This window comes from Geodermatophilus sp. SYSU D00758 (assembly GCF_054049955.1).
The window spans coordinates 176,492-182,789 of the sequence record NZ_JBJGYK010000006.1 but is presented as its reverse complement, the minus strand read 5'-3'; the positions used below and the strand labels follow the sequence as shown (position 1 = coordinate 182,789).

At 77.2% G+C, this 6,298-nt stretch carries 6 protein-coding genes; 1 reads left to right on the top strand and 5 read right to left on the bottom strand.

Going from position 1 to position 6,298, the window contains the following annotated elements; genetic code table 11:
* Positions 1-61: 61 nt before the first annotated feature.
* A complete protein-coding gene (locus tag ACI8AC_RS06765) occupies positions 62-1,492 on the bottom strand; it encodes an amidase (RefSeq protein WP_456896437.1) in 1,431 nt (476 codons plus the stop codon).
* 146 nt (positions 1,493-1,638) lie between these two features.
* On the opposite strand from ACI8AC_RS06765, the gene ACI8AC_RS06760 reads away from it, so the two are divergent.
* Positions 1,639-2,616 (top strand): helix-turn-helix transcriptional regulator, encoded by a 978-nt coding sequence (locus ACI8AC_RS06760; protein ID WP_456896435.1) that lies wholly within the window; start codon positions 1,639-1,641, stop codon positions 2,614-2,616.
* Between the two features lie 12 nt (positions 2,617-2,628).
* On the opposite strand, the gene ACI8AC_RS06755 is transcribed toward ACI8AC_RS06760, so the two are convergent.
* The 4 genes from ACI8AC_RS06755 to ACI8AC_RS06740 form a co-directional block, all read right to left on the bottom strand.
* A complete protein-coding gene (locus ACI8AC_RS06755; protein ID WP_456896433.1) occupies positions 2,629-3,405 on the bottom strand; it encodes a class F sortase in 777 nt (258 codons plus the stop codon).
* Positions 3,406-3,475: 70 nt separating this feature from the next.
* The gene (locus ACI8AC_RS06750; protein WP_456896431.1) at positions 3,476-3,868 is read right to left on the bottom strand and encodes a hypothetical protein; all 393 of its coding nucleotides are present in this window, start codon (positions 3,866-3,868) and stop codon (positions 3,476-3,478) included.
* A gap of 273 nt (positions 3,869-4,141) precedes the next feature.
* Complete coding sequence (locus tag ACI8AC_RS06745; protein ID WP_456896430.1) at positions 4,142-5,689, bottom strand: acyl-CoA synthetase; 1,548 nt, start codon at positions 5,687-5,689, stop codon at positions 4,142-4,144.
* Between the two features lie 82 nt (positions 5,690-5,771).
* Positions 5,772-6,221, bottom strand: a complete 450-nt coding sequence (locus ACI8AC_RS06740) for a hypothetical protein (protein ID WP_456896428.1) — start codon at positions 6,219-6,221, stop codon at positions 5,772-5,774.
* Positions 6,222-6,298: the final 77 nt, after the last annotated feature.

Below are 6,298 nucleotides of genomic sequence, written 5' to 3'. Positions count from 1 at the left end.
CCGGGCGGGTCGCGGCCCGCCCGGGCCCGGCGCTCAGCCGGCGACGACCGCAGGGCGGGGCTCAGCCGGCGGCGACCGCCGGGCGGCGGTCGGCCCAGGGCAGCGCCTCCTCGAGCAGGGCGGCGACGCCGAGCAGGGTCTCCTCGCCGGCGTAGCGGCCGACCACCTGGACCCCGACCGGCCAGCCCTCGGGCGAGGCCGGGCCGGGCACCGAGACCGCCGGGGTGCCGGTGACGTTGGACCACGCGGTGAACGGCGCGAAGGTGAAGATCTTGTCGTACCAGCCGCGGGCGTCCAGCGAGGCGTCGTCGGCGTGCAGGTGGCCGAGCTCGGTGTTGGGCGCGGCGGTGGTCGGCGTGAGCCACACGTCGTACCCGGTCAGGAAGCGGGCGAGGGTGCGGGTGGTCTGGTTGAACACCCGGTCGGCGGCGTAGAGGTCGAGCGCGGTCAGCGTCCGGCCGTGCTCGGCGCAGGCGAGGGTGGTGTGCTCGAGCACGTCGGGGCCGAGCTCGACGCCGAGCGCGGCGGCGGCCCCGTAGGCCCCGTCGGCCAGGAAGCTGGTCCAGGCGACGAGGTTGGCGGCGTCGAAGGCCTCGACGTCGAACTCGGGCGCGGCCTCCTCGACGGTGTGCCCGGCGGCCTCCAGCGCCCGGGCGGCCGCGGCCACCGCCGCCGTGCAGGCCTCGTCCACCGGGGCGCCGTTGGGCGCGACGGTGGACACCGCGACCCGCAGCCGGTCCCGCGGCGGCCGTGCCGCGTCGGCGAAGCCGGTCGCCGGCGCGGGCAGCAGGTAGCGGTCGCCGGGCTCGGAGCCGTGGACGGCGTCGAGCAGCCCGGCGGCGTCCCGGACGCTGCGGGTGAGCGCGAACTCCACACCCAGGCCGAGCAGCGGGTCGCTGTAGTCGGGGGCGACGGTGACGCGGCCGCGGCTGGGCTTGAGGCCGACGAGCCCGCAGGCGGCGGCCGGGATGCGGATCGAGCCGCCGCCGTCGTTGGCGTGCGCGACCGGCAGCGCCCGTGCGGCGACGAGCGCCGCGGAGCCGCCGCTGGACCCGCCGGGGGAGCGGCCGGTGTCCCACGGGTTGCGGGTCGGGCCGGTGGCGACCGACTCGGTGCTGGCGTTGAAGCCGAACTCCGGGGTGGCGGTGACGCCGATCGCGGCCAGCCCGGCGGCGCGGAAGCGGGCCATCAGCGCGGTGTCGTACGGGTAGGGGACGCCGGGGCCGAGCAGCCGGGAGCCGGCCCGCTGCGGGATCCCCTCGGCGTGCAGCACGAGGTCCTTGATGGCGAACGGGACGCCGCCGAACGGGCCGGTGAGGTCGGCGTCCAGGGGCTTGTCGAACGGCTCGCCGACCAGCGCGTTCAGCTGCGGGTCGACCTGCGCGACGGCCTGCAGGGCGGCGGCGTGCACCTCCGCGGCCGAGACCTGGCCGCTGCGGACCAGCTCGGCCAGGGCGGTGGCGTCGTGCCGGGTGTAGTCGGAGACGTCCACGGGCGGTGGCTCCCTCGCTCTCGGGTGCGGGCGCCGGTGCCCGCGCGCTGCGGGGATGCTGGCCCCGCCGGCGCGGGCCGCGCATCGGTCGAAGTGCGGACGGCGGGAGGGTTCCGGCGGGGCCGGGGGCGTGCCAGGCTGCCCGGATGGGCGGGGTCCGCACCGACAGCCGGCTCGCCGCCGCGCTCGTGGTGCGCGACGCCGCGGAGGCGGTGGCCGCCGGTGACGACCTCCCGGAGGCCGACCGGGCCGCCGCCGTCCTGGACGCCCTGGGCGCGCTGTCGACCTGCGCGGCCGCGGTGGCGCGCTGGGACCCGCTGCGCGGCCGGCACGAGACCGTGGCCAGCACCGGCTACGTCGGCGAGGCGCTGGCGGCCATGGAGGCGGCGTTCCACGAGGACCCGCTGTTCCCGGCGGTCCGCGACTCCGGCCGCCCGCTCCGGGTCCGCGACATCCCCCCGGCGCACCGGCGGGGGCCGATGTTCGAGCGGGTCATCACGCCCCTGCGGTTCACCGACGGCGTGAGCCTGTGCCTCACCACCGGCGGCCGGTACGTCGGCTGCCTGCACGCCAGCACCCTCGGCGGCGGGGTGGACGACGAGGCGGTCGGCTGGCTGCGGCTGCTGCGCGCGGACCTGGTGAGCCTGGTCGACCCGCTCGGCGGGCTGGCCTTGCCGTCCTCCGGCGGCCCGGCCGGGGTGCTGGCGTGGGCGCCGGAGGACGGGCGGGTGCTCGCGCTGTCGCCGTCCGCCCGCCCGGCGCTGCTCACCGGCGCGCTGGCCGGGCTGCTGCACCCGGCGGGCTGGCCGTCCCGGCTGGGCCGGCACCTGCTGGTGCTGCGCGGGTCGGCGCTGCTGGCCGTGGAGGCCCGGCCGGCCGGGCGCTGGGTGGTCGTCGAGCACGCGCCGGCCCCGCCGCCCGGCGGGCTGTCGGTGCGCGAGCTGGAGGTGCTCTGCGAGCTCGCGCTCGGGGCGACCAACCGGATGGCGGCCCGGGCGCTCGGCGTCACCGAGCGGACGGTGGCCACCCACGTCGAGCACCTGCTGACCAAGCTCGGCGTCGGCAACCGCGCGGCCGCGGCGGCGTTCGCGGTGGGCGCCGGGTTGGTCCGCGCGCCGGTCTGAGCCGACCGGACCTCACCCGGCAAGGCGGGCGAAGACGATGACGTTGTCCCGGTAGTCGCCGGTCTCCTGGTCGAAGGAGCCACCGCAGGTGATGAGCCGCAGGCCGGCGTGGTCCAGGTCGCCGTAGACCGCGTCGCCGGGGAACCGGTCCTTCGGGTGCTCCTCGACCCGCTCGACGACGAACGTCGCGGTGGTCCCGTCGGCACGGTCGACGAGGACGGCGTCACCGCCCCGCAGCTCCCGGAGACCGTGGAAGGCCCCGCGCTCGCCGTCCCAGTCCACGTGGCCGGCCAGGACGGCGGGTCCGCGTGCTCCCGGGGTGGGGCTGCCCTCGTACCAGCCCACCGGGAAGGCGCCGGGCGGGACCTCCAGGGACCCGTCCCGCTCGAGGCCGAGTCGCATCACCTCCGAGCTCGTGCCGAGAGCGGGTATGCGGATGCCGACCGGGGTGCTGGCGGGCAGCTCGCTGGGGCTGCGGGTCACCGGGGCCGGGACGGCCGCCGGCGCCGGCGCCGGGGCCGGCGACGTCGCGACCGGGGCGTCGACCCGGGCCGACACCGGCGCCTGGGAGGGCAGGAGGACGAGAGCGGCGACCCCGGTGGCGGCCAGCGTCACCGAGGCCGCCGCCCACGCCCGGGCCGCCCACGCCCGGGCCGCGCGCGGCCGGGGCCGGGACCGGCGTTCGTACCGGGCGACCCGCGGTGGCCGGGCGAGCAGCGCGGCGACCGGGTCGGCGGCCCCTCCCTCACGTGGCGGGAGGGGCGGCGGGTAGACGCCGGTGATGCGCACCGCACCACCGGGCCCGGCCGGGGAAGTGCCGGGCCCGGTGTCGGGTGCGCGGAGACGCACGGGCGGGCTGTCAGGCGGTGGTGCGGGAGCTGCGGCGAGCGGCGAACGCGGCACCCCCGGCGGCGGTCAGCGCGACGCCGCCGACGACGTAGGGCAGCGCGCCGGCGTCCTCCGTGGCGCTGCCGTCACCGGCCGCGACGGCGCCGGCGGGGCGGTCGGCGACCTGCGTCCCCGTGGTGGAGTCGGCGGCGGGCGCGTAGGCGTGGTCCTCGCAGGCCTCGCCGTCGTCGTCACGGTCGAGGCGCTCCGGGTCGCCGGGGACGGCGTCGTAGGCGGCCTGGGCGTCGGCCTGGGTGGCGAAGTCGGGGCAGTCCCGGTCGGTGGCTGCGCTGGCGGTGCCCGTGAGGCCGAGGGACAGGACGGCGGTGAAGAAGACACCAGCGGCGGCGGTGGTGCGGCGCATGGTCGGGCTCCCGTCGAGGTGGGGGGGTGCGGTCGGCACCACCCTCGCCCGGGGAGGACCGTCGACCGGGCAGCCGTGGACGGCATGGCGGAACGGAACGGGCCGTAACCGTTTGGGGAGCTCTGCCAGTAAAGGTCGTGCCCCGCCGGTGGTGTGTGGGGTCCGGCCGGCTACGTCCTTGAGTGCAGTTGCACTCAAAGACGTAGGCCCCCGGGGTCCCTGTGGTGCCCCTCCGGCTCGCGCGCCGCGGCGTGGTGCCGCCGGCGGGTCGGCTCAGTGCACGGCCCGCTCGGCGCCCTCCCAGTACGGCCGGCGCAGCTCGCGCTTGAGCACCTTGCCGGCCGCCGACACGGGCAATCCGTCGACGACCTCCATCGACCGGGGGGCTTTGTACCCGGCGATCCGCTCCTCGCAGAAGGCGCGCAGCTCGTCGAGGGTGACTGTCGCCCCGGTGGTGGGGACCACCACGGCGTGCACCCGCTCGCCCCAGGTCTCGTCCGGCACCCCGATCACCGCGCACGTGGCGACGGCGGGGTGCTGGGAGACGATGTTCTCGACCTCGGCGGAGTACACGTTCTCCCCGCCCGAGATGATCATGTCCTTGATCCGGTCGGTGACGTAGACGTAGCCGTCCTCGTCCATCCACCCGGCGTCCCCGGTGTGCATCCAGCCGCCGCGCAGCGCCTCCGCGGTCTCCTCGGGCCGGTCCCAGTAGCCGAGCATGACGTGCCCGCCGGAGACGACGATCTCGCCGACCTCCCCCAGGGGGAGTTCCCGGTCGTCCGGACCGACGATGCGTATCTCGGAGTGCGGTGCGGCCTTGCCGCCGGAGCGCCGGCGCCGGTGGTGCTCGTGGTCGGTGGACGAGAGGAGGGTGGCCACCGGTGCGACCTCGGTCATGCCGTAGGCCTGGGTGAAGCCGGCGTTCGGGAACGCCTTCTGCGCCCGGCTCAGCACGCCCTCCGAGATCGGCGAGGCGCCGTAGAGCACCCGCCGCACGCTGGTGACGTCGAAGTCGTCGATGCGCGGGTGGTCCACCACGAGCTGGATCATCGTGGGGACCAGGAGGACGTCGGTGACGGCATGCTCGGCGATCGCGGACAGCACGGCGACCGGCTCGAAGACCGGGACCATGACGCTGGTGTTGCCGAGCACCACCTGCCCGATCCAGCCCGCGAAGTCGGCGAGGTGGAACATCGGCGCCGCGTGCAGGTAGACCCCGTCAGGGGCGAAGAGGTGACCGCTGGCGAGCGAGCCCAGGGCGGAGGTCAGCAGGTTGCGGTGGCTGAGCATGACGCCCTTGGACCGCCCGGTCGTGCCGCCGGTGTAGAACACCCCGGCCAGGTCGTCGCCGCCGCGTCGGGCGTCCTCGACCGGCTGGTGGGCCTCGACGAGCTCCTCGTAGGCCGACGCCCCGTCGGGGGTCGGGCCGTCACCGGCGTGCACGACGTGCGCCAGGTGCGGGTGCCCGTCGCGGATGCCGGCCACGTGCCCGGCGAAGGCGTCGTCGACGACCAGCACGCGGGCGTCGACCTCGGCCAGCGACTCGGCGATCTCGCCCGGGCTCCAGCGGATGTTGACCGGGACGAGGACGCCGCCGGCCCACAGGACGGCACCCAGGACCTCGTGGTAGCGGTCGGAGTTCAGGGCCAGGACCGCCACCCGGGCGCCGTCCCCGACCCCGAGGTCCTGCAAACCCCCGGCGAGCCGGGCGATCCGGTCCACCGACTCGGCGTGGGTGCGGGTGCGCGCGCCGCAGATCGTCGCGGGCTCGTCGCGTCGCTGCTGCACCGCCCGGTGCAGGCCCTGGGTCAGGTACACGGCGCACCTCCGTCGCAGGTGTGAGGCGGCTCACGCTCTCCGCGCCGGGGTCGCCGGGCCAGGGGCGGAGGTCCCTGCGCCGCTACGGGGCACCGGCCGCCCACCCGCTCAGCGGGGGCAGGTGCGCGGCCTCCACCAGCGGCCGGACCCGGCCACCGGCGGCCAGGTGCAGGCTCCAGGGCACCGCGCCGTCGAGCACCTCCCGCAGCGCGGCGGCCCACCGCTCGTCATCGGCCGTGGGAGCGGGGTCGCCCGGGCGGCACAGGGCCATCGCCAGCAGGCAGGGCCCGCCGGGGGAGTCGGCGGTGACGCCGGTGTGCAGGTCGAGCAGCCCGGTGAGCAGCGGCGGCTCGGGCCGCTCGGGCAGGTCGTCGACCGGGACGACGACGGGCAGCTGCCGGTCGTCGGTGCCGAACCAGGTCAGCCAGAGGCTGCGCGCGCCGAAGACGGGCGGCGAGAGCAGGGCGACCCAGCGACGGGTGAGCGCCAGGCCGGAGCGGACGGGGACGGAGGTGAGGGCGGGCATCGACATGGCGGCCACCGTGGCAGCCCGCGCGGACCGCGGCCGCCGTCGTCCACAGGCCGCCGGGGGCTGTGGACGACGGTCCG

Bases quoted from the DNA above. Each gene is read 5' to 3' on its own strand.
- ACI8AC_RS06750 (WP_456896431.1), bottom strand. From the start codon at position 3,868: ATGCGCCGCACCACCGCCGCCGCTGGTGTCTTCTTCACCGCCGTCCTG.
- ACI8AC_RS06760 (WP_456896435.1), top strand. From the start codon at position 1,639: ATGGGCGGGGTCCGCACCGACAGCCGGCTCGCCGCCGCGCTCGTGGTG.
- ACI8AC_RS06740 (WP_456896428.1), bottom strand. From the start codon at position 6,221: ATGTCGATGCCCGCCCTCACCTCCGTCCCCGTCCGCTCCGGCCTGGCG.